Source organism: Corynebacterium sp. HMSC06D04 (genome assembly GCF_001807315.1).
In the GTDB taxonomy this organism is placed as follows: Bacteria; Actinomycetota; Actinomycetes; order Mycobacteriales; family Mycobacteriaceae; genus Corynebacterium; species Corynebacterium simulans.
In genome coordinates, this window is sequence record NZ_KV788547.1 from 137,027 (window position 1) to 159,267 (window position 22,241).

The window sequence follows — 22,241 nt, forward strand, 5'->3', positions numbered from 1 at the left end:
AATCCCGCATCATGAAACTGGCGGTTATTGGTGGAGACGGCATCGGGCCTGAGGTCACTGCGGAAGCGCTCAAGGTATTGCGTGCCTTGCGTGACGATATCGCAGTGACCGAATTTGACCTCGGTAGCCGCCGTTACCTGCGCAATGGCGAGCTTCTCACTGCTGCCGACCTTGAGTCGCTACGTGAGCATGATGCGATCTTGCTCGGCGCCATCGGCGCGCCCGATAAGGTTGCGCCCGGCATCTTGGAGCGGGGCCTGCTGTTAAAGCTGCGCTTCGAGCTTGACCATCACGTCAATCTGCGCCCTGCCAAGCTCCATCCCACGGCAACCTCGCCTTTGGCAAACCCGGGGGAGATTGACTTCGTGGTGGTCCGCGAGGGTACCGAAGGTCTCTATTGCGGCAACGGTGGAACTTTGCGGGAAGGCACCAAATATGAGGTGGCTTCGGAGGTTTCCCAAAACACCCGCTTTGGTGTCGAGCGCGTTGTGCGTGACGCATTCGAGCGGGCGGCGAGCCGCCGTAAGCATTTGACCCTGGTGCACAAGACCAACGTCTTGGTCAATGCGGGTGGGCTGTGGCAACGCACCGTCGACGAGTTATCCGCGGAGTATCCCGAAGTAACCGTGGATTATCAGCACATCGATGCTGCGACCATTTTTATGGTGACGGATCCTTCGCGCTATGACGTCATTGTTACCGATAACCTTTTCGGCGATATCCTCACGGATTTGGCCGGAGCCATCACGGGCGGTATCGGGCTCGCAGCCTCTGGAAACATCGACGCCTCAGGCGTGAATCCTTCTATGTTTGAACCGGTGCATGGCTCAGCGCCGGACATTGCGGGTAAGGGGGTCGCCGACCCGACTGCGGCCATTTTGTCCGCGGCGATGCTCCTGCGGCATCTCGGAGACGATGTAAACGCGGTGCGGATTGAAGCCGCTGTGGAAGGCGACGTCGCCAAGCGGGGCAATGAAACGATCCATACCGCAGAAGTCGGCGACAGGATTGTGTCCGCGCTAGCCTAAGCTCGGGTGTGAAAAGAATTCACACGCACCCTTAGCTAACGAGTGAAGAACGCAAATTGGTAGCATAGCCGTTATGCGTTTAGGACGAATAGCTCACCCAGAAGGAATCTGTTTTGCCATCATCGACGGGCCAAAGGATGCCCCGCTCGAGGAACTAACGGCAAAGGAGATTGCCGGTACTCCATTTACCACTCCAGAACCGACTGGCCGCGAGTGGAAGTTGAGCGAAGTTCGCCTGCTAGCTCCGACCCTGCCAACCAAGGTTGTAGCGCTTGGCCGAAATTATGCAGACCATGTCGCGGAGGTCTTCAAAGAGTCCGCCGAGCACCTCCCGCCGACAATCTTCATCAAGCCTTCCACCGCAGTCGTCGGCCCGAACGTGCCAATCAAGATCCCGGACTTTGCCACCAAGGTGGAGTTCGAGGGTGAGTTGGCCGTTGTGATCTCCAAGGTTTCGAAGAATATCAAGGCTGAGAACTGGAAGGATCACGTTTTGGGCTACGTCATCTGCAATGACGTCTCTTCCCGTGATCTGCAGTTCAAGGATGGTCAATGGGCGCGTGCGAAGGGTATCGATACCTTCTGCCCGCTGGGTCCATGGATTGAAACCGACTTGGACTCATTGAATCTGGATGATCAGAAGATCAATGCTTACCTGACTCACGATGGTAAGCGCGAGCAGAAGCAGGACTCCAACACTGACCAGATGATTGTGAAGATGGGCGGAATTCTCGAGGAAATCTCCGCCTCCTATACTTTGCTGCCTGGTGATGTCATCACAACCGGATCTCCGGCAGGTACCGCGCCGATGTTCCCTGGCGATACGATTGAAATCGAGATTCCGGGACTTGGCACGCTTAAGAACCCGATTGAAAAGGCTTAAAGCTTAAAGCCTTCGTTGCCTACTCGCGAGGAATTCGAGGAGCATTACTTACAACGCGGACGTGGTTTTAAAGGCCCAACGCCCGCAGAATGGTGCGTAGCTTTGCGGTGGTCTCAGCCAGTTCCTCCTGCGAATTAGAGGACTCGACAATTCCGCCGCCGGCCCACGCGCGGGCGCTAAGGCCGTTGCCGGCTACTTCGGCGCAACGGATGGCCACCATGTACTCGCCGTCGCCGTTGTTGTCGCACCAACCCACGGTGCCCGCGTAGAAGCCGCGATCGGTTTCTGCGGTTTCGATGAGTGCCTGGGCGGCCTCGGTGGGTGTACCACAGATTGCCGGGGTGGGGTGAATCAGCATGGCAAGCTCCAGTGCGGTTAGCTCGGGTTCCTTCAAGGTGCCGGCGATAGGCGTGCCCAAGTGCCACATCTCATTGGTGTTGATCAGTTCCGGGGTGCTCGGTGCGTCGAGAGTGGTGCACAGCGGACTGAGGATGCGGCGCAGGTGATCGACCACAAAGGAGTGTTCGTGGAGATCCTTCGCGGAACGCAGTAGGTCTTGCCCAGCCAAATGGTCGCGGGCTTTATCAGCTTGGCGTGGTGCAGAGCCTGCTAGCGGGAAAGCGGTGACAGTCGAGCCTTGTTTCTTGACTAGAACCTCTGGGGAGGTGCCGACCAGCGTGGCGCCCTCACGGCCCGCCGGGGTGAGATCGGCGATGAAACCGTCACGGTTCGCGGAAAGATCGATAAGCCTTGCGGCCACGAGACGTGGATCGACCGCTTCGGTGAATTCGAGGTCGACGGCGCGCGCTAAGACCACCTTGTCAAGCTTGGAGGTTTGAATCGTGGCAATTGCGGCGTCGACGCGGCGCAGGTGTTCTTCTGGTTCCGGGTCGAATCCGGTAACCCGTGCGTTGAGCGTGCCCTGGCGATAGTAGGCCGGCGGTTCAAGCGGGCCGTCCTCGCGAATGATGGAAGCAGGCTCGGTGAGTGCGGCTGGCTCATCCGTGTTGAATGGCAGCGCGCCGACAATCATCTCCGCGGACTTATCACGCAGTGCGGCGATTGCTTTCTCGACGTCGGTAAAGGTGCGTTGAGAACCCTGTGTGCGTACCGATCCCGTGGCTCGGGAGAGCAAAAAGTCAGGTGCGGTGGCTGGTCTGTTCTCGTGCATGAGAATCAAGCTTACTTCCTTAGAGAAATTTGACAGAATCCCGTGTGTTGAATGAGGTCTGTGTGAAAAGCGTGATTACTGTGTCAACAGTGATCTTTTCCCTACCAAAGGAGTCCCCAGGTGCTTAGCGCCCAAAACTGGATGAATAAGCTTAAACGCTCAGCGGTATCCCTCGCCGCCGCAGCCATCGTCGTCAGCGCGCCTGGTTTCGCCGCCGCTCAGGAAGCGCCTGCTCCGGCACCAGCTCCAGCACCCGTTCCGGCCCCTGCACCAGCTCCAGCCCCCGCTCCTGCTTCTGCGCCAGCCCCGGTATCAGCACCTGCACCTACGGCTGATGGCTCTCATCTGATTCCTGAAGGTGTTAAGGAATCGACCCCGGCCGTATCGCCTGAGCTGGCAACTCAGCCGCAGCTGCCGCCAGAAAATGTTAATCCTGCCGCGCCAGCTGAGCCGGTAGTCCCAGCGGACCCGACCGTGAACCCAGTTCAGCCGATTTCAAATGGCCAGATGCGTTCTATCAACATGGAGCACGAGGGCAAAACTCGCCGCTACCTGCTGCGGATCCCGAACAACTACAACCCGGACGTGGCAGCACCGGTACTCTACGGCTTCGGCGGTTGGGAGGATTCCCCAGAGAACTTCTCCAGCTACAACCGCATGGGAAATACTGGCGCCGCTAAGGAAGCGATCATCGTTTACCCTGAGGGCTTCGAGCGCGCTTGGGAGGCTGCGCCGTATGCAAAGACTCACGACGGCGAGGATATTCGCTTCATTCAGCGCATCTTGGACGACGTCGACAAGGATTACCGCGTCGACCGCTCCCGCGTTTATGCGATGGGAATGTCTAATGGCGGCGGCTTTACTTCTGTTCTGGGCTGCCACGCGCAGGAGACCTTCGCTGCTGTGGCAACCGTCTCCGGCGCTTTCTACAATCCGGTCGAGCAGAACTGCGTTGACGCCCCGATGCACACCCTCATCATGCACGGAGTGAATGACCGCATGATGCAGTACGAGGGCGGCATCCGCCATGAGGCCGGCTACCTACCGGTTCGTGAGGTTCTTGGCGGCTACCTCAAACGCAACCGTTGCGATATGACTTTCCAGGCTGAGCAGAACGGCCCAATGGCTGAGCGCCTGCGCTTTAACAACTGCCTGAAAAACGTTGAGCTCCTCAAGGTCAAGGGCGACCACACCTGGTGGTACGAGCCGGACACCTCGAACGAGGTGTGGAACTTCCTTTCGGATAAGCGCAAGTAACTAAAGGATCTGCTGGGTTTGGCCTAGTTCCTGTGACTGATTGCGCTTTGGCTTGCGGAAGAACTGGGCCCAAATAAACAAACCGGTGCCCAAAAGCAATGCGAATGCACCGATACCGGAGAGAACGCCGGCCCAGAAGTTGAGCATCGGGACGCCATAGCTTAATTCTTGCGCATCCGTTTCTACATAGCCTTGTCCGTCTTCGGTGGCAAGGCTATTTCCACGTCCGGGGCGGTGTGCGCTTGCCGACGCCTTCTTCTTTTTCTCTGTTTCCTTTTGTTCGGACTTCGACGGTGCTGACTTGGTTCCTGTGTTAGTGGATCCTGCCGTATTAGCCGAGCGGACTGCTGGCTTGCTGCCCATAACCGTGCCGCCTGGCGTCGATTGTGGCTGCGGGTTAGCAGCCTTCTTTTCGGTTTGGGCCTTGGTGGTGTCCTTGGCCTTGGACTTGTCCTTGGCCTTGTCTTTGTCTTTTTGCTCGGTCTTGTTCTTGCTTTCGTTCTTGCTCTTGTCAGACTTGGCTTTAGGCGCCTCCGTGGCAACCATCTTGTCGGCCTCGTCGAGGGTCTTATCGAGGGCCTTGTCGAGGGTGCCGATGGCCTTTGCGGTATCGTTGATGTCAGTGGTCAACTGTCCAGCCTTGCTCTTTGGGCCAGAGTTGCCTGCGGAGCTGCCGCCCCAATCGAGCTCACAGAGCTCTGAATCATCGGTTGAATTGCCCACGAGGAACGGGGCGTCGAGTGAGTGCTCGGAGCCGTCCGGGAGGGTGAAGGTAAAAGCGACGGCGTAGGCGCCCGGCTGGGTGAAGCCGAAATTGACGTGGGTATGGGAGCGTGGGTAATCCCATGTCATGCTCGGGTCTTCGCTATCGAGTTTGAGCTCTGAGTCGCTCAAGTCGCCGGTTTGCCAAGCGAGGACGCGGCCGCCCTCAGGTGCGTCGTGAAGCTCCATGGATAGCTGAGCGGTTTCATCCTCAGTCATGTTCGAAAGGTGCAGCAGCGAGAAACCGAACCACGGGCGGTCATGGTCTTGGTCTTGGGGAAGCAGCCATGCATCGCCAGAAATGCCGGGGAAGCCTAGCTCGTCGAGAGAGCCCGTCATGTTGTCATCGACTACCACGACGAAATCGCGGGAGTCACGCTCGACGTGCTCACCGGAGCTGTCGTCGTCCACGGTAAAGCGCAGCGGGCCGTCGTCGTCGCGCACTGCGACATCCTGGTGGCCTTTTTCGATGTGGTAGCTATCCGCCACGGCGCAGGTATCCTCCGCGAAAGCCTGTGGTGCGGAAAGGCCTAGGAAAGTCGCAGCGCCGAGGGCGACGACGGTGCGTGGTACGCGGGAGTGCGAGAAAATCATGTGGGGTAGTCCTCTCTATGAGTTGGTCTTGGATTCGGAAGTCTTCTTCTGAAGAATCGGGGAGATTGCCCATGCCGCAAGGAAGAGGGTGGTAAGCACGAGCACGATGGTGGCGCCCGCCGGTAGGTCGATGGCCCACGCCAAGTAGATGCCGGTGAAGCTCGCGAAGATGCCTATGGCACTGGAGGTGAGCATCATCGTGCCCAGCGAGTTGGTTAGCAGGCGGGCAGTAGCCGCGGGAGTGATAAGCAGTGCCAGCACCAGGATGTTGCCGATGGTTCCCACCGAGATGACCACCGCGCCGGTTACGCAGAGGTAGAGCACGATGTCGAGGGCGAAGACGGGAAGGCCCATCGCGCGTGCCGTTTCTTTGTCCAGGCAGTTGGCCGTAAGTTGTGGGCTAAGCAATGCGATGAGGCCCACGATGATCACGGTGACTGCAGCGGCGGTGTAGAGATCCGCTTTCGATACGCCGGTCAAGGTGCCGAAGAGAAAGCTCGTCAGCGATGCGGTGTAGCCCTCAGTCCGAGAGATGATCACCATGCCGAGGGCAAAGGAAGCCGCAAAGAAGATTCCGATGACGGAGTCGGCGCGCACGCTGCGGCGCTGCGAAAAGCAAGCGATGAGCAATGCTACGACCGTGCCGGCAACCGCCCCACCCAGCAGGATGGATCCCTGCAGGGCAAAAGCAACCGCCAGGCCCGGGAACACCGCGTGGGAGACAGCATCGCCGATGAAAGCCATACCGCGCAGCACCACGTAGCAGCCCACCACGGCACAGACCACCGCAGACAGCATCGAGATACCCACCGCGCGAGCGAGGAAGTCTAGCTGCGGGTTAGCCAGATCGCTAAAGAAATCAAACAGGGAGACCTCGATCATGCGGCCACCCCAATCGCGGAAAGGAGCGGGGAATCGGTGCTGACGCCGAAGGCGGCGGTCCAGGCGGCGGCGTCGCCAAGCACTTGCTCAGCAGGGCCATCCGCAGTGATTTCCTTATTGAATAGCACCAAGCGCTGGCACGTGTGCGCAGCCTCCGCCAGATTGTGGGTGGACATGATGATGCTCGTGCCACCTGCACAGAGCTCGTCGAAAAGATAGAGCAACGCCTCCGTATTGGGGGCATCGAGACCCGTGAAAGGCTCATCAAGCAGGAGCACCTGCGGATTTGTGGCTAAAGCGCGCGCGATGAGCACGCGCTGGCGTTGGCCACCGGAAAGCTCAGCGATGGGCCGCTTTGCCAAGTGCGTGAGGTTCGTCAGCTCCAGCGCGCGCTTGGTTGCCGCGTGGTCTTTGGCGCGGGGCCTGCGGAACCACCCAATCAAACCCGTGCGCCCGTTCAACGCCGCCTGATAGACGTTGATGGGAAAGTCCCACTCTACGTCGTGACGCTGTGGCACATAACCCACCGACGCCGCGCACTGAATGTGCCCGCTGGCAGGAACCAAGCCCAGGATTGAGCGCATCAACGTCGTCTTGCCGGCGCCGTTGGGGCCTAAAAGACCGATGAATTCGCCAGGGTATACGCGCAGCGATGCATCGTTGATAACGCGGCGCCCGCTCAAGGTCACGCGCACGTGTTCTAGATCTATCAGTGCTTCCTTAGTCTTGGTCGGCATGCTTGCCTTTCTTGCGCGCTGCAAGGATAAGAAGGAAAGCCGAGACAATAAGCACGACTGCGCCGGCTCCGAGCAATACCCAAATCCATCCAGCGATGGAGGAAGAGGAGCCTTCTTGAGCAGCCTCTGGATCCCACTCGGTGGCGTTGGCCTCAGTCACGTCGGTCTCTGCTCCAACCGCGAAGGTCAAAATGCCGTCGGTGCTGAAGTCTTCTCCATTTTTGGTCTTTCCCTTAAGGCGGATACCCACCTGGTGGATGCCCGGCTCAGCGAAAACCCAGTTGGCGTGGGTATGGGTGTTGAGGTCTACCCAGAAATCCTCGCGCTGGTTCTTAGCGGTGGACCAGAGCACCTGGGGTGCTTCGAAGCCGCCATTTTGGAGGAAGAGCGAAAAATCGCCCGGGCCGGTGTGACCGAGGAACTCCATGTTCACGCCGCGGTCGGCGGCATCGATAAGCGAGGGTGCCTGGGTATTCCAGCCCACCCAGGGAACGCCTGCTTGCTCCGTCTGCGGGATGACCCAGACGTTCTCGCCGGCATTGCCGCCGACGAAGCCGAATTGCTCATCGTCTGGGAGCGCGAGTTGGGCTTCGTCGCCTACTTTGAACACGACGTCGTCAAGCTCGCGCCATACGGGTGTGGCTGCGGAATCGTCGCGCGCGAGGAAGTGCGCGCCTTCGCCTGTAAACTGCGCGCCGACGTCCACGTGGCCATGGTCAATGATTGCTTCGGTGCCTGCCGGAGCGAATTCTTCGTCGTCTTTGACCACCTGGGCGAGGTCACCAGCCCATGCACTAGGCGCCGGGATGGCGGCGGTTACCAAGATCACAGCTAGAACGGCCAAGCACGCATAGACCACCGTCGCACTCGCGAGGATGCGACTTAGCGGCCCAGTGGCTTTCGCGGAAGTTGAATTCATTTGTGGATTCCTTGTTTCTCAGAGATTTTCTTTAGGTGTGACTGGTTAGGGCGAAGGGTTAAGGCAGCGGTGGAGCGTCTGCGCATTGGTACGCATCATGTCGATGTACGTCGGAGCCTTTTCATCCAACGTGTCGCCGTAGATGGTGCAGACGCGGATTCCTTGTTGCGCGGCTGCCTCGGTGAGTGTTGCCGTGCTTGCTTGCTGTGTTGGCTCTACAAAAACGGCCGGTAGGTGCAGGTTCTCCAACGTCCTGCGCAGCGCAATGACATCGCGCGGGGAGGGCTCGATGGCAGGATTCGGGGTGATAAAGCCTGCGACCTGCATGCCGTAGCCTTGGTCCAGGTAGGCATAGCCGTGATGCGGCGTGACCAGATGGCGCTGGGCCTGCGGGATGGAGGCTATTTGCTCGGCAACGAAAGCGTCGGTCTCCTTCAGCTGCTCGATATACGACGCCGCGCGCTCGCGGTAGGCCGCACCATGGGTAGGGTCTGCCAGCGCGAGGTTATCGGCCACCACCTCGGTTTCTGCGATGACATTGTCGACGTTGTGCCACAGGTGTGGGTCAACCTCGCCATGGATGTGCTTGCCCAGCACGGCTTGTGGCAGGAGATAGGTCTCGCTGCCCGGGCGGCCCAAGAAGCGATACGCCGGATTCGGCGGAATCGGCTGCAATGTTGAAGAAGGCAAAGCCACCGCAGTGGTGTTGGGATCGAAGTGGGAGCCGTTATCCTGCAGATCAATGGACCCCAATGCGATATTCGCGGTGATGTCCACGTGCCCCTCATCGTGTGTGCGCATTCCTTCTGGGGGATTAACGCCCACGGCGACGGTGATATTTTGCACCGCGGTATCGCCGTCTTCAGAGTGGGCCTTAAACCCAATGCGATAGATACCGGGTTTGGAAAAGCCCCACGAGACATGCGTGTGCGCGTTAGCGGGCAAGCGGGCGGTGTCCTCATGATCGTTGATACCGTCTGCGCTGTTGAACAGCACCTCTGGCGTACCGAAGGTGGAGACCACGTAAGCTGCCACATCACCGGGTCCCTCCGCAGAAACCATGCTGAGCTCCACCGCGTGCGAGTTGGCCGGGGCATCCTGGATGCGCAGTCCGAGCCACACGGTATCGAGGGCCGTGTTTTCCACGAGCGGAACGAGCTTCGCGCCGCGGGTGGAAGCCTGGTCTGCGACCTCGATGACCGGGACATGCGTGGTCTCACGCAAGGTATCCATGAGCCCTTGCGGCTCAAGCAGATAGCCGTTTGCGAACGCGACGTCCGCGTTCGCCGCGTTACGGATGGTGCGCAGCGAAGGCTCAAAGGTATGTGGGTCTTTACCTGCAGGGATAAGGGTGGTGACGTTGGCGTCTTCGCCTGCAACGTGGCTAATGACGTCCGCGAGAATCGGCGTTGTCGCCACGACATTCAGGCCCTCCGGCGCCTGCCCAACACCTGGGGCCGCGCAGCCGGCTATGAGAGCCACGGCGCTTAGCGACGACGCGACAGCCCAACGATTGTTTCGGTGCAGCATTAGTCCTGGACCTTCGCCAGCACCCAGCGCATAACACCAAGGCCCAGCATCAACATGCCAACGCCGAGCAACCCCAAGCCCCACGGCAGGTAGTTGGGGGCTTCAACGAAGTCGTTGCCCGCCGATTGCAAAGCCACATCCGAGCCATCTTCCTGCGCACCCGAGTGCGACTTGTGGCCCCGACGCACATGCTTGCGCGACTTTTCGCGGCCGGGCTTGCCCGAAGACTTTGCGCCCGAAGAGTGATTACCTGAAGCCGCACGATTGCCGCTTGCATTGGCACCGCCTAGTGCTCCACCAGCAGAAGACAAGGAACCTGCCGAGGCAGAATGCCCGTCGGACTCGGCATCCGAATCGGTGGAATCGGATTCGCCCTCGACGTCGTCGAAGTCCTCGTCTTCAACGTATTCTCCATCTTCTTCGCCTGCGGCTTCACCATCACCTACGGACCAGGTGTAGGTGACCTTGTTACTGGTATCGCCATTAGAAGAAGCCTGCACGGTCATGGTGTAGGTACCTGGCTCGCTAAACGCCCAGTTGACGTGGCGATGAGCAGGGTAGGGCTGATTGATGACCTCGCCGCTGCGCAGCTCCAAGTCACCGGAGTCAGTAACAGATTCAATGTCACCGAAGCCCGTTGTCTCAAAGATGTAGACCGCACCAGGCCCACTAACATCCACGAAGTTGAGGTCAACGTCCTTGTAGCCTGCTTGCTGTGCCTTCTGGGTATCCCAGCCCGGCCAGATGATGTCCGACTTCTGGGTCTGCGGCAGAAAGTACGTGGGCGTGCCGATGGCGTCCACGCTCTCGGTGGCATCAGACCACGCGTTTTCGTTGACCCGCAACACTACGTCATCGCCGGGACGCTCGACCTCTGAGCCGGTGATGTCTTCCTTCATCGACAGTGAGAGCTGGCCATCCGGCGCAGTGACGTAGAAGACGTCGACGTGACCGGAATCAAATTCCGTCTCTTGGGCCTGTGCCGCAGCAAGCGGCATCGAAAAGACTACGAGCATCACCGTAAACAACCAGCCCAGGGTGCGACGGTAAAGCGCAGGCCGAGGTACGACCCGGGACGGCATAGGAGAGAGTGTGTCCATAACTATTTAAGTCCTCTGCAATTAACAAATGCGGTTTAGGAACGGTCAGGGCCCATTTAGCGGCCAGTGATTCCCTTTACCCAGTAATCAATCTCCGCGCGGTGATCATGGATGAAGTTCAGCGCCGCCTGGAAGATGGTCGCCAGCACGAGCGGGAGCACCAGACTCCACGGGTTGAAGGAAGAACCTTCAGCAGAAGAACCTTCCTTATCTGGCTTGGGTTGCGGCTTCGGCTGCGGCTTGGGCTCTGGTTTCGGTGCTGGCTTGTCTTTACCGCAGTTGTTGGTGGCCTCGTCGCCGATGGTGAATAGCAGCTCTTGTGGCTCAGATTCGACCTTCTTGCCGTCGGTGGTGGTGGCGGTGTAGGTCACGTCGAACTTGTAGACGCCTGGCTTGCTGAAGGCCCAGTTGGTGTGGGCGTGTGATGCGAAGACGGTATCGATGGTGAAGTCGTCCTTGTTCGAATCCATCAGCACCTTGTTGTCGCGGATGTTGTTGCCGGTGGTCCACATGCCAAAGGTGGCGCCTTCCGGCACCTCCTTTGGCTGCAGGTTCAGGTGCACCTTACCGTCCTTGAACTGCGAATAATCAAGCTTCTCAGTGTTGTAGCCCGGCCAGATGATGTTGCGGTTCTGCGTTTGCGGCAAGACATAAGTCTTTTCGCCGACTGGGTTCATGAAGTCGTACTCGGCACCTCCGAACTTTTCGGGGCGCTTCATCAGGGCGTTGTCGCGCACGGCAATCACGACGTCGTCAAGCCGGCGCATCACCATCTTGTTTGCACCGATGTTGGTCTCGTCCTTGAGACGCACATCGAAGTGATCCTCCTTTCGAGTGGCCATGATGTCGATGTGGCCGCGGTTCAGGACGAGTTTTTCGTTGCACGTGGTTGAAGGATCGGCAGCGCCTTCTTCCTTCTCGCCTTCCTCACGCTTGTTGGCGTCCTGGTGCTGTGGGGAAGTACCCAGAGCACCGTCCTTTTCGAAGGTCTTACCGAAGGCATAGGAATCAGCGACGACGACCGAGCCGGACTCCGCTTTGACCGTCGGATGCGGGTTCAGCGTCAACTTGAGCTTGTAGTCGTTATAAAAGGTCGCCTCGTCCACAAGGAACTCGCCGTGGCCGTTGGTAACAGCGCCCGTGAAATCAAGAGTGGCGATATCGCTGTCGTTTTTGTAGAAGCCGCCGCTGATAAAGCCATTGAAGTTCTTGTCCTCAGTATCGACGACGACCTTGGATGCAGACTTGCCGGCCGGCTCAATCTTGGCCTGAAACTTCTTGCTCGTTGGAGTCATCTCCTCCTGCGGCGCAAGCTTGCGCACGTTGTGGGATTCTTCCCACGCATCGGCAGACTTGATCGAATTCGTCGAATTTGTTGCGCCTGGAGCGTATTCAACCTGTTGCGAGATCCATCGTGGTTCCGAGCCTTCCGGAGTAAAGACGGCCTGGATGTTCGATTTTTCCGGGCCCAGGAATTCGTCCCACTCGGCCTGGCCATCGGTTACAGGCAGATCGGTGAGGAAATAGCCGTCGATAAGCAGCGTCAGCGTGCCTGAAGCCTTGTTTTCTGCATTGAAGCTGATGGTGGACAGGTTCTTGTCGCCGTCCTTTTCAGGATTGGACTTCGGAGCAATGTCGAGCTTGTAGCCTGCCGCAGAGGCATCGCCGTCAGTCGCGGCGTCGTAGCGCTCCCGCAAGGAAGGAGTCGTGTTATCGGCAGGCTTCATGCCTCCTACCTGTAGGGAAGTGGTGGTCGGCTCCGAGGCGACGAGCGTGCCGTCCTTCTTACGCGCGGTGGTGCGGTAGGTGACCTCGTAGCGGCCAGGCTTGGTGAAAAGCGTGTAGTTATGGGTGTGGGAGCCTGCGTGCAGCATCGAAGAATACGCGGAGTTCGACGTGGTGCCGATGAAGCGGTCGAGGCCGCCCTCGGAGTCGCGATACCTGAAAAGCTCGAAATCGCCAGGACCGTCTACCGAGAGGATGTCGAGCGAGGCGAAGTTATCGCGGAAGTCATCTTCAGGCAGCCCGGAATCCGCGCCGAAGCCAATCCAGATTGGATCGTTGCTGCCTAAGACGTTGGCTGGTGCCGTGTAGTAGGTCTTGCCTGCTTGACCAATGAAATCGAAAGCGCCGTTGTCCGGCAGAGTGAATTGGTATTGGTTTCCTCCGTCGACATTCCAGCCCTTGCCGATCCACGCGACGGTGTCTGCTAGGTCTGTGGTGGTGGAGTTATGCTCAGACTTGAGCACGAAGTTATCGTCTTCCCAAAATGTTTTGGGGGAATCGACGTGTCCCTGTGTGGCGATTGCCTTTCCGTCGTCAGGTCCGGCGAAGGCCGGTGCCGGGGCGATAAGCGAGAGAGTAGTAAGGATGGCTAGGTAGCGGGTGCTAGAACGTGCCACAGCGTGGAGACCTTTCTTCAGTTCTGATCCAAGGCCTTCACTATAGAAAATAGTTTCCATTTTGTTTAAGTAGTCTGATGTAGATTGTGAAACCGCTGGCAGAAACTATTGAATTCTATTTTCAGTTACCCCATTTTGGGTGAAGCCCTGGAAGCAGCGGGAGTTGGGTGGTGGCACAGGCCTAAAGGGCCTGCACTACCATGGTGGGCATGACTGAAACTACTTCTGACGTACGCGTACGTTTCTGCCCATCGCCCACCGGCACCCCGCACGTGGGCATGGTTCGTACTGCGCTTTTTAACTGGGCATACGCGCGCCATACTGGTGGCAAGCTGGTTTTCCGCATTGAAGACACCGACGCTGCACGTGACTCCGAAGAGTCCTACCAGGCCATCATTGACTCCCTGAAGTGGCTGGGCATGGACTGGGACGAGGGCGTTGTGACAGGTGGTCCGCACGAGCCTTACCGCCAGTCCCAGCGCATGGACATCTATGCCGATGTTCTGAAGAAGCTGAAGGAGGGTGGCTACGTCTACCCGGCTTATTCCACTGCCGAGGAAGTGGAAGAGCGCCACAAGGCGGCCGGCCGTGACCCGAAGCTGGGCTACGACAATTACGACCGCGATCTCACCGACGAGCAGATTGCGGCATTTGAGGCGGAAGGCCGCAAACCAGTGTGGCGCCTGCGCATGCCGGAGCAGGATTGGACCTGGAAGGACCTCGTTCGTGGTGAGTTGACCTTCAAGTCTGAGACCCAGCCGGACTACGTCGTTGCACGTTCCAACGGCGCGCCGCTTTACACTCTGGTTAACCCGGTCGATGACGCGCTGATGGGCATCACGCACGTTCTGCGCGGTGAGGACCTTCTTTCCTCCACTCCGCGTCAGCTGGCACTGTACGAGGCGCTGAAGGAACTCGGCATCGCTAAGCAGACCCCGGAATTTGGCCACCTGCCGTTCGTTATGGGCGAGGGAAACAAGAAGCTTTCCAAGCGCGACCCGCAGTCCAATCTCTTTAATCACCGCGACGCCGGCATCATTCCGGAGGGCATGCTCAACTACCTGTCCCTGCTGGGCTGGTCCCTGTCTGCGGATCAGGACATTTTCTCCGTGGACGAGCTCGTTGCGAACTTCGATGTGGAAGACGTTCTGGGTAACCCGGCTCGCTTTGACCAGAAGAAGCTGGAGGCCATCAACGCCGATCACATTCGCCTGCTAGAGCCCGAGGTCTTCGCGCAGCGTCTGCGTGATTACCTGGCCGAGTACACCGATTTCCCGGCTGATTATGACGAGCGGAAGTTCGCTTTCGTGGCAGACCTGGTGCAGACCCGCATCAAGATGCTTGGCGACGCCTATGGCCTCATGAGCTTCCTGGTTACTCCGGATGCCGAGCTGGAGCTCGACGAGAAGTCCGCAAAGAAGAACCTCAAGGAAGATGCGGTGCAGCCGCTGGAGGTCTCCATCGCTCGCTTGGAGGAGCTGGAGGAGTGGAAGACGGATGCCATTGAGTCCGTACTGTCCAAGGCCCTCATTGAGGAGCTTGAGCTGAAGCCGCGCAAGGCCTACGGAGCTTTGCGCGTAGCTATCTCCGGCCAGCAGGTCTCTCCGCCACTGTTTGAGTCCATGGAGCTCCTGGGCAAGGAGTCCACCCTCAATCGCTTGCGCGCCGCTCTGGCTGTCACGCCGTTCCAGGCGCCTGCGCAGCAGTAGGGGCAAAGCTGTAGCTACTAGCTGGCGCTTCTCGTGGCCCCATTCCCGCAATGCGTTGGGAGTGGGGCCGCGACCGTTTTGGACAGTCGGAAGCGGCGGCTGGTGCAAAGCGCAACGTTGTAATTAGAACGCGCTAAAACGCACCTTTTCAAGTTCAAAAAGCTGCGATGACGTGGCGATTTGTGTGAAAACCGAAACGGTGGCTATAGTAATAAACCGTTGCAGCGAGCAACGCCGCGGGGTTCGCCTCCAAGGTGGTTAAAAGCTCAAAGCGATGATGGCCTATGGTGTAATTGGCAACACAACGGTTTCTGGTACCGTCATTCTAGGTTCGAGTCCTGGTAGGCCAGCAGTGATACTGCTTCAAGTCGTATCACAGTTCTAAGCCCCGTTCGTCTAGCGGCCTAGGACGCCGGCCTCTCACGCCGGTAACACGGGTTCAAATCCCGTACGGGGTACAAATTAAAAATCTCGAAACACTTTCGTCGAAATTCGTCGAAGATTGTGTTTCGAGATTTTTCCTATGTTGGCGGCGCGGACCGGTCCTTGTTTACCCCATACCAGCGCGCTAAATCTCGAGCACTTTTTGTCTTAGGCTTTAGTACCAGGGGAGGGACCACTGGGAAGTTCTCCAAAGTGCTTCCGCGGCTGATATTCGGTGCCTAGACTGCAGATATAAGCAGTTACCGGATGAAAGGAGAGTAGATGGCGGATATTGAAACGCATCATTTTCACCGACGCTACTCTAACGCCTTCGACTAGGCAGCATCGCTAGAATCCACAACTTCCTTTTAAACCAACTCTCGTAGAAGTAGGAGCCTCGTGCGAATGCTGTTAGACGTTAAGCGTCATCCCGAACCCGAGTTGGCACGCTAAATTTCCAGGCTCTGTCTATCAACAGATTGCAAGCGGAATAACCACTGATTCGATCCGCGCCCAGCCTAAGAGAAAGCAAGCTGCTAACCACGCAAGAAAAGCGCCAAAGGGTTCGGGATTTTCTATTGCTAGCAGGCGATTTGTTTAATTGTTTACGCATCGTTTACTCTTATCAAGTCCGCAACGGACAGCTAAACGAGCCCCGTTCGTCTAGCGGCCTAGGACGCCGGCCTCTCACGCCGGTAACACGGGTTCAAATCCCGTACGGGGTACAAATAGAAAATCTCGAAACACTTTCCAGGTGGTTAGTGTTTCGAGATTTTTGCTTATGGTTTAAAACTCGCGCGTACCAATCGTTGGTGCTTTTGGCTCAACGCCCTAGACGATGAAAACCGTGGCGTTGTTGCCACCCTTGCAAGTGATCAGCGCGTTTTCGGCCACGGTACAGCTCATTTGGTAAGTCTTGCCGGTTACTGGGCTAGCAACGTTTAAGGAGCCGGGGATATACCCGCGCAGGTCGTCTTCGGGGCTTGGGGTGGCATTGATAAGCGCGCTGGTGGTTTCCTTGGCAAAGTCGCAGCTGGTGTTGGGGCCCGCCATGAGGAAGTTGATGCGGTAACCGTCACCCATCATGCACATCTCGGATGGAGTGCCGTTAACCGTCACCTTCGTTCCTGGAGCGTCTCCTGCCTGTACGCCGAGGGAGTCGATGAGATTCTGGCGTGCGTTTTGGTCGGTGACGTGGTTGTTAGCGTCTTCCTGGCCACCACCTTGCGGGGTTGCCTGCTGTGCCACTGTTTGTGGTGCGTTGGGGTCCAGCGTGGGCTGCGGGGCATCGGGGACGGAAGCGCCGTTGGTTTGCTGAAGGGCCTTTAACTCTTCGAAGCTGTTGTTGAAGCTCGGCTCAGCCGGGGTGGGGTGATCGCTCGGGGCGGGGCTGCAAGCCGCAGTAAAGCCGCCGGCGAGCGCGATGGTGGCGAGCGTTAGCAGAAGGCGTCGTGAAGCAAACATGCCCTAAGCCTAACGCGGATCGTGTGGCGTATGTTCGAAAAGATTAAAACCGTCACCTCTAGGAAAGAGGTGACGGTTGAGGGAACGGTTTATCTCGCTACCGATTAGTGGTCATCCCAGTGGCCTTCGTGGGCGGCATGGCGGTGGCCATCGTGCAGGTAGTCAACATGGTCGCCGTGGGGAACCGCAACGTGGCCGCAGCCTTCACCGTGCTGGTGGTCGTGGTCCGCATGCTCGTGATGTTCAGTGCTCTCGCACTCGTCCCAGTGGCCTTCGTGCTCACGGTGGATGTGGCCATCGTGGAGGTAGTCGGTGTGGTCGCCGTGTGGGAATGCGACGTGGCCGCAGCCCTCGCCGTGGGTGTGTCCGTGGTCTTCGTGGATGGTGTGTGTCATGGTTTCTACTCCTTGTGGGTCGTGCGGTTGCTCCGCGTTTTCAATCTGTTTCCATTAAACAGTGTTTTCATTTCGATTTCAATAAGGCGGCCAAAGTTTTTCAAAACTTTTTCTTTAGTGACGCGCGGGGTGTGGGCGAGGTATGAAAAACGCTCTCGGCACGCTATGTTAAGGAAGTGATGCAAGGGAGGAAGGGATCTATGCGACTAATGAAGGGGTTTGCTGCCGTTGCTGGCGCAACGCTTGCCCTGCTGGGCGGCCAGGCCGTGGCCCATGCCAATCCGGGGGTTGGTGTGAAGCAAGGGCAAGTAATTCTTACTGCCGAAGGCACTGCTTGCACTGTTGGATACGTGGAAGGTTCGCGTGCTTGGACCTCCGCGCACTGTGGTCTTTCGGGGCAGCAGGTCTACAACGAGTATGGCCAGCACCTGGGTACCCTGCGGTGGTTTAAACCTTCCGGTGCAGCAGAACATGACCTGGCCTATGTGCAGTTTGCGGCCGGCACCTACAGCGAAGGTAATCCGCTCAGTGGCGACGGCATCAATCCGGTTCCGCGTGCCGGCGAGCAGGTCTGTGTAACCGGTCGTCTCAGCGGCAATGATTGCGCGCAGGCGATCGACGGCCCGAAGGACTTCGACGGCATGCACTACGCCACGAACCTGCCCAAGGTAAACGGTGACAGCGGCTCTGGCGTGTTCATGCCGGGCCGTTCGGGCGTCGTTGGAATCTACCAGGGCGGAACCGTGGTCAGCCGCAACGGCAAGCAGGCCTCCTTTACAAACTATGCGCGCATGCCTTATGCCAACGAGTTGGCTGGCCTGCCGCATCAGGGCTTCGTGCCGCGCCGCCCCAACATCGCACCGCCGCGCAACATCGTAGAGGTGCCGGGGGTTGAGCTCCGCAAGGCGGGTGATCAAGCTGAAGGGCTGGCAACCACCAGTAGTGAGGGCTTTGGTATCGATGCGATCCGCGGCATTGCAAATAACTACGGAATCATTATCTAGTCAGCCGGGAGTTGTAGGCGGCTGAGGTAGAAAGCCTGCCCTTTAAAAGAAATAAGCCGTCACCTTTTCTGAGGTGGCGGCTTATTCGAAGTTTTATAGATTCATGTCTTATAGGCGGGTAGTGAGTTTCTGCGCGGCGTCGGCAAGCAGCGGGGCGTACTTCTCGGAGGGGGAAGGGCGGAAGCGCTCGGCGGAACCGGACACGGAAATTACCGCGACGAGTGTGCCGGACGGATCGAAGACTGGTGCAGAGATGGAGGCAAGACCTGCTTCGCGCTCTTCGATGGATTCGGAGTAGCCATTGCTGCGGGCCCTTTCGACGTCCTCGACACTGAAGGTCGCGTTTTCAATATCGATATCTTCGAAGGCGGCGAAGATGCGGGCGGCCGAGCCGGAAGTAAGAGGGAGCTGGCGGCCCACGGGAACCACGTTGTGCAGGCCGGACTCGGGCTCGCGGGTGGCAATGCAGGTGCGAGAATTGCCCGAGAGCTGATAGAGCTGCACGGATTCGCCGGTGTCTGCGAGCAGCTTGTCCATGATGGGGCCGGCTGCTTCGATGAGGTGATCCCGGTTGCCGGGGAGCGCGGGCCCGGCGCCCCATTTGCCATCCGGGGTGCGGGTCAAGATGCGGTGAGCCTCTAGTGCGGTGGCGAGGCGGTGCGTGGTTGCCCTAGGCAGGCCGGTGGTTTCACAGAGCTCGTTGAGGTTGGACGGACGGTTGGCGGCTGCCATCATGATGGCGACGGCGCGATCTAAAACCTTGATTCCGGATATTTCGCTATACTCTCCCATATAATGAAATTTACGTTCCAATTCATGAGATTTCAAGCGGAGTGATGAATATGTCGGAAAAACTGACTTTGGCTGAGAAAGTCTGGCGTGATCACGCAGTCCAAAAGGGAGATGGTGGCGCACCAGATCTCATCTATATCGACTTTCAGCTCCTCCACGAAGTTACCAGCCCGCAGGCCTTCGATGGGCTGCGTTTGTCTGGCCGTCCTCTTCGCCACCCAGAGCTGCACCTGGCAACGGAGGACCATAACGTTCCAACCCGCGGGATTGCCACGGGAAATCTGCTGGAGATTAAGGACGAGGTCTCACGTACACAGGTCAAGACCCTCCGAGAAAATTGCGAAGAGTTTGGGGTGCGGCTGCATTCGATGGGCGAGGAGCAGCAGGGAATCGTCCACACCGTGGGCCCGCAACTTGGAATTACGCAGCCGGGTATGACAATCGTCTGTGGCGACTCGCATACCTCGACGCACGGTGCTTTTGGATCCATCGCCATGGGCATCGGTACCTCCGAGGTTGAGCACGTTATGGCAACGCAGACGCTTTCTTTAAAGCCATTCAAAACCATGGCTGTAGAGGTAAACGGCGACCTGCCGGAAGGCGTGAGCGCGAAGGACCTGATTTTGGCCATCATTGCCAAGATTGGTACCGGCGGCGGCCAAGGCTACATTATTGAGTATCGCGGCGAGGCGATTCGCAACATGTCGATGGAAGCGCGGATGACCATCTGCAATATGTCTATCGAGGCGGGCGCGCGTGCGGGAATGGTCGCTCCGGACGAGACCACTTTTGAGTATGTGCGTGACCGCGAGTTTGCCCCAAAGGGCAAGGACTGGGAAGCCGCCGTGGCCTATTGGAAGACCCTTCCTACCGATGAGGGCGCGCATTTTGATGCGGTCGTGGAAATCGATGCTTCCGAGCTGTCCCCATTTGTCACCTGGGGCACCAACCCGGGCCAAGGCTTGCCATTGAGCGCAAATGTGCCAGACCCAGAGGATATTGGTGATGAGAACCTTAAGGCCGCAGCGCAAAAGGCTCTGGCCTATATGGATCTTGAGCCCGGCACGCCGCTGCGAGACATCAAGATCGATACCGTCTTCTTGGGCTCGTGCACGAATGCGCGAATCGAGGATTTGCGCGCGGCCGCCGCGGTGGTTAAAGGAAAACGCATCCATCCCGAGACAAACATGCTCGTGGTGCCTTCCTCTACCTTGGTCAAGGCCCAAGCTGAAAAAGAAGGCCTCGACACGATTTTCAAGGACTTTGGCGCGCAGTGGCGTACGGTGGGCTGCTCCATGTGCCTGGGCATGAATCCGGATCAGCTAAAGCCGGGGGAGCGTTCAGCTTCGACCTCAAATCGCAACTTCGAAGGCCGGCAGGGCCCAGGCGGGCGCACCCACCTGGTTTCTCCCGCCGTGGCCGCGGCGACTGCGATCTTAGGGCACCTGGCCAGCCCAGCAGACCTTAGCTAGGCCAATCTACCCGTTTCTAGATTCGGTACCAACATCAAACCCTATTAAGCAAAGAAGGCAACCACCATGGAGAAATTTTCTACCCATACCGGCATCGGCGTGCCGCTGCGCGCTTCCAATGTCGATACTGATCAAATTATTCCGGCCCGCTACTTAAAGTCCGTCAAGCGCACGGGCTTTGCCGAGGGGCTTTTTTCAAATTGGCGCGCGGATGAAAACTTCGTGCTCAACCGTGAGCCTTTCTGCAACGGCTCGGTGCTTTTCGCAGGCCCCGACTTCGGTACCGGTTCATCGCGTGAGCATGCGGTGTGGGCGCTGCGGGAATTCGGTTTCAAGGCAGTATTTTCCTCGCGCTTTGCGGATATCTTCCGCGGCAACTCCGGCAAGGCGGGGCTGCTCACCGGCATCATGGCGCAGGAAGACATTGAGCTGATATGGAAGCAGCTGGAACAAAACGAGACTTCCGTGACGGTGGACCTGGCGGCGCGACGCTTAAGCGTTGGCGGCAATCAGTATTCCTTCGAGATTGATGACTACACGCGCTGGCGCCTCATGGAGGGACTCGATGACGTAGGGCTGACGCTGCGCAACGAAGACGCGATCACAGACTACGAAGACCGGCGTCCAACTTTTAAACCTTCTGTTGTTTCTTTTCGTTAATTGCCAGTCACTCACCCCTGTTGCGTTAACAATTGGTAACAGGATTGATTTTTCTCTAGAAACCTTGCACGCGTCAGAATAGTCTGTGAGTCGTGACTCAAGAATTTGGAAACAATAACGGATTTAACGCTAACGGTAATAACCCGAACGCTAACCAGAACGACCCGAACAATCCCTTCGGGCAGTCTGGCCAGCCTGTTCAGGGCGGACAGCCTAATCCGGACCTGCCTTCTTACGGCGAGTACGGCGAGTACAGCGCGCAGGGCGGCGCGGGTTATGCCGGTGCTGGCAACGCCCCTAATGGCAACCAGATGACTGGTCAGTTGCAGGGGCCGCCGCCAAGGTTAGATGCCGGCGACGCCATCGGACAGGGGTTTAAGGGCTTCTTCCGCAATCCTGGACCGTGGATTTTGGCACCGCTTGCGCACTTTGTCATCATGTTTCTGCTCGCGGGGGTAATAGTAGCAATCGTCGCGGGGCTAGCACCGAGCACTTCCGATCCTTCCGAAGCTGGAAATATTTTGGCACCGATTGGGGGCGTTTTCTGCGTAGTCTTCATGTTGTTCTATTGCTTTTGGATGACAGCAAACGTCTACAGAGCCGCCGCGAAAGAGACGGACGGCCAACGCGCGAGCTTTGGAGACTTCTTTAAAAGCGGAAATACCTTTGGCTTAATGGGTCACTACATCGTGGTCCAAATCATCGTGTATGTGGGCCTTATCCTGCTTATCATTCCGGGTTTGCTTGCCAGCTTCTTCCTCTCCTTCGTTCCATATATCAAGGCGGATAACCCAGAGATGAGTCTCGGCGAAACTTTCCGCACCTCCTTCAATCTGACCAAGAATAACGTTGGCCAGTCTCTCCTGTGCCTCATTGTGGGCGGATTGCTCGTTAGCCTCTTGGCCTGCATTCCAATCGTCGGGCTCTCGTTCGCCCTCGGCATCCAGGCATTCATGATGATGATTTTCTACAGGCAAGCCACTGGCCGCCCGGTTCACCGTTGGGTATAAAACGGCGAAAACCTAAAGAACTCGGATTCCTAAAATAGGATCCGAGT

The 22,241-nt window shown here is 57.9% G+C and carries 19 protein-coding genes and 3 tRNA genes; 11 read left to right on the plus strand and 11 right to left on the minus strand.

Features of this window, described 5'->3' with window-relative positions; all coding sequences use genetic code 11:
* Positions 1-11 precede the first annotated feature (11 nt).
* Positions 12-1,028: a 3-isopropylmalate dehydrogenase gene (locus HMPREF3155_RS06465; RefSeq protein ID WP_070432882.1), complete on the plus strand. Its 1,017-nt coding sequence runs from the start codon at positions 12-14 to the stop codon at positions 1,026-1,028.
* A 73-nt stretch (positions 1,029-1,101) separates the two neighbouring features.
* Entirely contained in the window at positions 1,102-1,911 is an 810-nt protein-coding gene (locus HMPREF3155_RS06470; RefSeq protein ID WP_210385647.1) for a fumarylacetoacetate hydrolase family protein, read from the plus strand.
* Positions 1,912-1,978: 67 nt separating this feature from the next.
* Here the strand turns inward: HMPREF3155_RS06470 and HMPREF3155_RS06475 are convergent, their stop codons facing one another.
* The gene (locus tag HMPREF3155_RS06475; RefSeq protein ID WP_070432884.1) at positions 1,979-3,082 is read right to left on the minus strand and encodes an isochorismate synthase; all 1,104 of its coding nucleotides are present in this window, start codon (positions 3,080-3,082) and stop codon (positions 1,979-1,981) included.
* 120 nt (positions 3,083-3,202) lie between these two features.
* Here HMPREF3155_RS06475 and HMPREF3155_RS06480 point away from each other — a divergent pair, with 120 nt between their 5' ends.
* Positions 3,203-4,339: a CE1 family esterase gene (locus HMPREF3155_RS06480; protein ID WP_246817705.1), complete on the plus strand. Its 1,137-nt coding sequence runs from the start codon at positions 3,203-3,205 to the stop codon at positions 4,337-4,339.
* Here HMPREF3155_RS06480 and HMPREF3155_RS06485 read toward each other — a convergent pair whose 3' ends face one another.
* The 7 genes from HMPREF3155_RS06485 to HMPREF3155_RS06515 all read right to left on the minus strand — a co-directional run bounded on the left by HMPREF3155_RS06485 (position 4,340) and on the right by HMPREF3155_RS06515 (position 13,265).
* Positions 4,340-5,695, minus strand: coding sequence for a choice-of-anchor M domain-containing protein (locus HMPREF3155_RS06485; protein WP_070432885.1), 1,356 nt, complete (start codon positions 5,693-5,695; stop codon positions 4,340-4,342).
* Between the two features lie 15 nt (positions 5,696-5,710).
* Complete coding sequence (locus HMPREF3155_RS06490; protein WP_061922147.1) at positions 5,711-6,577, minus strand: anchored repeat-type ABC transporter permease subunit; 867 nt, start codon at positions 6,575-6,577, stop codon at positions 5,711-5,713.
* Positions 6,574-7,314 carry an anchored repeat-type ABC transporter ATP-binding subunit gene (locus HMPREF3155_RS06495; protein WP_061922149.1) on the minus strand — a complete coding sequence of 247 codons (741 nt, stop codon included), beginning with the start codon at positions 7,312-7,314 and terminating at the stop codon, positions 6,574-6,576. The genes HMPREF3155_RS06490 and HMPREF3155_RS06495 overlap by 4 nt, the downstream gene beginning before the upstream one ends.
* The gene (locus HMPREF3155_RS06500; protein WP_070432886.1) at positions 7,298-8,233 is read right to left on the minus strand and encodes a choice-of-anchor M domain-containing protein; all 936 of its coding nucleotides are present in this window, start codon (positions 8,231-8,233) and stop codon (positions 7,298-7,300) included. The genes HMPREF3155_RS06495 and HMPREF3155_RS06500 overlap by 17 nt, the downstream gene beginning before the upstream one ends.
* Positions 8,234-8,278: 45 nt before the next feature.
* Positions 8,279-9,763: an anchored repeat ABC transporter, substrate-binding protein gene (locus tag HMPREF3155_RS06505; protein ID WP_070432887.1), complete on the minus strand. Its 1,485-nt coding sequence runs from the start codon at positions 9,761-9,763 to the stop codon at positions 8,279-8,281.
* Positions 9,763-10,845: a choice-of-anchor M domain-containing protein gene (locus tag HMPREF3155_RS06510; protein WP_141741038.1), complete on the minus strand. Its 1,083-nt coding sequence runs from the start codon at positions 10,843-10,845 to the stop codon at positions 9,763-9,765. Before HMPREF3155_RS06510 ends, HMPREF3155_RS06505 begins: the two co-directional genes overlap by 1 nt.
* 74 nt (positions 10,846-10,919) lie before the next feature.
* A complete protein-coding gene (locus HMPREF3155_RS06515; protein ID WP_070432889.1) occupies positions 10,920-13,265 on the minus strand; it encodes a choice-of-anchor M domain-containing protein in 2,346 nt (781 codons plus the stop codon).
* Between the two features lie 200 nt (positions 13,266-13,465).
* Here HMPREF3155_RS06515 and gltX point away from each other — a divergent pair, with 200 nt between their 5' ends.
* The 4 genes from gltX to HMPREF3155_RS06535 all read left to right on the plus strand — a co-directional run bounded on the left by gltX (position 13,466) and on the right by HMPREF3155_RS06535 (position 16,122).
* Entirely contained in the window at positions 13,466-14,974 is a 1,509-nt protein-coding gene (gene gltX / locus HMPREF3155_RS06520; protein ID WP_070432890.1) for a glutamate--tRNA ligase, read from the plus strand.
* A 278-nt stretch (positions 14,975-15,252) separates the two neighbouring features.
* A tRNA-Gln gene (locus HMPREF3155_RS06525) sits at positions 15,253-15,324 on the plus strand.
* A 35-nt stretch (positions 15,325-15,359) separates the two neighbouring features.
* Positions 15,360-15,432 (plus strand) — tRNA-Glu (locus HMPREF3155_RS06530).
* Positions 15,433-16,049: 617 nt separating this feature from the next.
* Positions 16,050-16,122: transfer RNA gene (locus HMPREF3155_RS06535), tRNA-Glu, on the plus strand.
* A 106-nt stretch (positions 16,123-16,228) separates the two neighbouring features.
* Here the strand turns inward: HMPREF3155_RS06535 and HMPREF3155_RS06540 are convergent.
* The gene (locus HMPREF3155_RS06540; protein ID WP_070432891.1) at positions 16,229-16,861 is read right to left on the minus strand and encodes a hypothetical protein; all 633 of its coding nucleotides are present in this window, start codon (positions 16,859-16,861) and stop codon (positions 16,229-16,231) included.
* Between the two features lie 104 nt (positions 16,862-16,965).
* Complete coding sequence (locus HMPREF3155_RS12660) at positions 16,966-17,256, minus strand: hypothetical protein (protein ID WP_083281270.1); 291 nt, start codon at positions 17,254-17,256, stop codon at positions 16,966-16,968.
* A 200-nt stretch (positions 17,257-17,456) separates the two neighbouring features.
* Here HMPREF3155_RS12660 and HMPREF3155_RS06550 point away from each other — a divergent pair, with 200 nt between their 5' ends.
* Positions 17,457-18,260 carry a S1 family peptidase gene (locus HMPREF3155_RS06550; protein WP_246817706.1) on the plus strand — a complete coding sequence of 268 codons (804 nt, stop codon included), beginning with the start codon at positions 17,457-17,459 and terminating at the stop codon, positions 18,258-18,260.
* A 108-nt stretch (positions 18,261-18,368) separates the two neighbouring features.
* Here the strand turns inward: HMPREF3155_RS06550 and HMPREF3155_RS06555 are convergent, their stop codons facing one another.
* Complete coding sequence (locus HMPREF3155_RS06555; protein ID WP_070432894.1) at positions 18,369-19,052, minus strand: IclR family transcriptional regulator; 684 nt, start codon at positions 19,050-19,052, stop codon at positions 18,369-18,371.
* 50 nt (positions 19,053-19,102) lie between these two features.
* Between HMPREF3155_RS06555 and leuC the strand changes: the two genes are divergently transcribed.
* From leuC to HMPREF3155_RS06570, 3 genes are all read left to right on the plus strand, one after another.
* Complete coding sequence (gene leuC, locus HMPREF3155_RS06560) at positions 19,103-20,524, plus strand: 3-isopropylmalate dehydratase large subunit (protein WP_070432895.1); 1,422 nt, start codon at positions 19,103-19,105, stop codon at positions 20,522-20,524.
* 66 nt (positions 20,525-20,590) lie between these two features.
* On the plus strand, positions 20,591-21,184 hold the full coding sequence (gene leuD / locus HMPREF3155_RS06565; RefSeq protein WP_070432896.1) for a 3-isopropylmalate dehydratase small subunit: 594 nt from the start codon (positions 20,591-20,593) through the stop codon (positions 21,182-21,184).
* Positions 21,185-21,276: 92 nt separating this feature from the next.
* On the plus strand, positions 21,277-22,194 hold the full coding sequence (locus HMPREF3155_RS06570; RefSeq protein WP_070432897.1) for a hypothetical protein: 918 nt from the start codon (positions 21,277-21,279) through the stop codon (positions 22,192-22,194).
* Positions 22,195-22,241: the final 47 nt, after the last annotated feature.